Origin of the sequence: Arenimonas sp. (assembly GCF_019459675.1) — a bacterium.
GTDB lineage: Bacteria > Pseudomonadota > Gammaproteobacteria > Xanthomonadales > Xanthomonadaceae > Arenimonas.
This window is the reverse complement of record NZ_JAIBFH010000167.1, coordinates 1-2354: the sequence shown is the minus strand read 5'-3', so window position 1 is coordinate 2354 and position 2354 is coordinate 1. Positions and strand designations below refer to the sequence as shown.

General features: G+C 72.1%; 4 protein-coding genes and 1 pseudogene. 3 read left to right on the top strand and 2 right to left on the bottom strand.

Going from position 1 to position 2354, the window contains the following annotated elements; genetic code table 11:
• Positions 1-378, top strand: a 378-nt coding sequence (locus tag K0M70_RS05915) for a hypothetical protein (protein WP_290780554.1), incomplete at its 5' end; no start/stop codon positions are given.
• A gap of 6 nt (positions 379-384) precedes the next feature.
• Here K0M70_RS05915 and K0M70_RS05910 read toward each other — a convergent pair.
• Together K0M70_RS05910 and K0M70_RS05905 are read right to left on the bottom strand one after the other, a co-directional pair.
• A complete protein-coding gene (locus K0M70_RS05910) occupies positions 385-993 on the bottom strand; it encodes a DJ-1/PfpI family protein (protein ID WP_290780551.1) in 609 nt (202 codons plus the stop codon).
• A 33-nt stretch (positions 994-1026) separates the two neighbouring features.
• Entirely contained in the window at positions 1027-1719 is a 693-nt protein-coding gene (locus K0M70_RS05905; protein ID WP_290780549.1) for a DUF4386 domain-containing protein, read from the bottom strand.
• 214 nt (positions 1720-1933) lie between these two features.
• Between K0M70_RS05905 and K0M70_RS05900 the strand changes: the two genes are divergently transcribed.
• Positions 1934-2098: a hypothetical protein gene (locus K0M70_RS05900; protein WP_290780546.1), complete on the top strand. Its 165-nt coding sequence runs from the start codon at positions 1934-1936 to the stop codon at positions 2096-2098.
• Positions 2095-2354: pseudogene (locus tag K0M70_RS05895) on the top strand (EcsC family protein); the annotation flags it as partial. The gene K0M70_RS05900 and the pseudogene K0M70_RS05895, both read left to right, overlap by 4 nt.

Here is a 2354-nt window from a genome sequence, read left to right as displayed (position 1 = left end):
GGGGCGGCGGCCGCGGCTGCTCCTGGGTTGACCGTGCGGATGGACGCCGCCACCGGCGCCCTGATCGCCCTGGCCGGCAGCGACCCGCAGCCTTGGCCACAGGGCCTGGCCCTGCGCCAGACGCAGTTCCGGCAGGAGGGCGCGGTGGCCGAGTACGCGTACGTCGCGCTCGCGCCCGGGTTCGACCTGGATGGAATGCGGCGGGAGCTGGTGGCCCTGGGCTACGCCGAACACGTGCTTGCCCTGGACGGATCAACGCTGGAAGCGATGTATCGCGGTGATCGCCAGCTGCTGCTGACCGCCACGCTGCGCGACGGGCTGCAGCACATCGCCGTGCGGGACGTGACGGTGCCGGCTTCGGCGCCGCCCGCTCCCTGAGGCGGCTCAGCCCCCGCGGTATTCCATGTAAGCCGCCGTTTTCCCGGCGGCCGCGTCGCCCAGCAGGCGCCGCACCACGTGCAGGCTGCCGTCGATGCCGGCGGAAATGCCGCCGCAGGTGATCACCGCGCCTTCGTCCACGTAGCGCTCGTCGTCCACGCACACGATGCCGGGCGATGCGGCGGCCAGTTCGTGCATCACCTCGTGGTGGGTGGTGGCGCGCCGGCCGTCGAGCAGGCCGACGGTGGCCAGCACCAGCGCGCCGCTGCACACCGACATCACGATCTCCGCAGTGGCGGCCTGCGCTTTCACCCAGGCCATCACGTCGGCGTCGTGCACCAGGGCGCGCGTGCCGAAGCCGCCCGGCACCACCAGCAGGTCGTAGCCGTGGCCGTCGGCGAAGGTTTCATTTGGCAGCACTTTCAGGCCGTTCACGGCGGTGAAAACGCGGTCCTGCTTCGCCACCAGCACGGTCCTGAAGTGCTGCTGGCCGGCCAGTTGGGCCGTGACTGCGAAGACTTCGAACGGCCCCGCGAAGTCCAGCACCTCGACGTCGTCGAACACCAGGATGCCGACGCGGCGAATCGCGGGCGTGGACGGATCGTGGATGCTCATGTCGGTGCCAGGGGGCGAGGGCCTGCGCCGAGATTAGCGCAGCGGCGACCCCGTGGCCGGCTTCACAGCCGGCGTGGCGAAGCCGCGCGCCAGCAGCCACAGGCACAGCACCAGCTGCATCAGGGCCAGCGGCGCCAGCATCAGCATCGGCAGGTCGCGCTGGAACAGCTCCAGCGAGATGCCGCCCATCTGCGACAGCACGGCGGCCACGCCCAGCACCGAGATGATCCGCGGCACCAGCCGGCCGCGGAACAGCAGCACGTAGGTCACCAGCAGCCCCGCGCCGCCGACGATCTTGTCCAGGTAGTGGATCCAGTTGCGCGCCGCCGACACCACGCCGCGCATCAGCTCGAACTGCAGCGGGTCGGCGCCCGGGTGCTGCGCGTACTGCTGGCTCAGCGACAGCATGGACATGAAGCTGGCCTGCTCGCCCACCGTGGTCGCGAAGCCAATGCCGGTGAGCACCAGCCCGGCCAGCGCCAGCCCGGGGCTGGTGCGGCGGAACAGCGGCCAGGCGATCACCGTGGCCGCCAGCCCCAGCGCGGCGGTGAACAGCGCCATCAGTACGCTGGCGCCAAACAGGTGGGCCATGCCGGCGCCGTTGTGCAGGTAGCCCCTGCCGCTGAACACCGGGTTGCTGAGCCCGAAGTTGTTCCAGATGCCCAGCACCATCGCCACCAGCAGCAGGCCGCCGAACCAGCGACCGATGGATTTGTCAGACGTCATGCGCGTGTGGCCCGTGTGGTCGGAAGTTCACCCACAGTGGCGGCGGCGCGTTCAGGGCGCACGTGCCGATGGTGCGGGGTCCGATGGTCACGGCGGTGGCGTGCACGACCCGGGGGCCGCTGAACGGCGGCTGGGCGCGGCGCCTGCCGGGGGTGCCGCCCGCGATGGCCGTGGCATCATGGCGGCTCGAAACGATACGACGCGGAGCTCCCGCATGCGCTTGTCCCCCCTGTTCGCCGCCGGCCTGCCGTTCGCGTCCGCCCTGGCCGCGGCGCCGTCCGTGCGCACCGCCGATTCGCCCCGTGAAGCGGTCATCTGGGCCGACGCCAAGTACGCCGCCGCGCCCGACGCTGCGCAACCGCGAGTATTGAGGCGATGAACTCGCTGGTGCGCGCCCTGAGCGAGGCCGACCGGGCCGACCTGGCGCGCGCCAAGGCCCTGCTGGAGTCGCCGGGCCTCGCCATCCAGCTGTCGAACTACGTGGGCGCGCCGATGGAATACCTGCTGGCGCGCAAGCTGCCCGGCGGCGCCCGCGCGCTGATCAACCGCGCCGCGCGCCGCGCCGTCGAGGCGGGCTACCGTGCCGCCGCGGGCACGATGCGCGAAGGCGCGGTGGGCGCGCGCGCCAGCAACCG

Excerpts from the sequence above, each read along its gene's own strand:
- K0M70_RS05910 (WP_290780551.1), bottom strand. The coding sequence starts at position 993 with ATGAGCATCCACGATCCGTCCACGCCCGCGATTCGCCGCGTCGGCATC.
- K0M70_RS05905 (WP_290780549.1), bottom strand. The coding sequence starts at position 1,719 with ATGACGTCTGACAAATCCATCGGTCGCTGGTTCGGCGGCCTGCTGCTG.
- K0M70_RS05900 (WP_290780546.1), top strand. The coding sequence starts at position 1,934 with ATGCGCTTGTCCCCCCTGTTCGCCGCCGGCCTGCCGTTCGCGTCCGCC.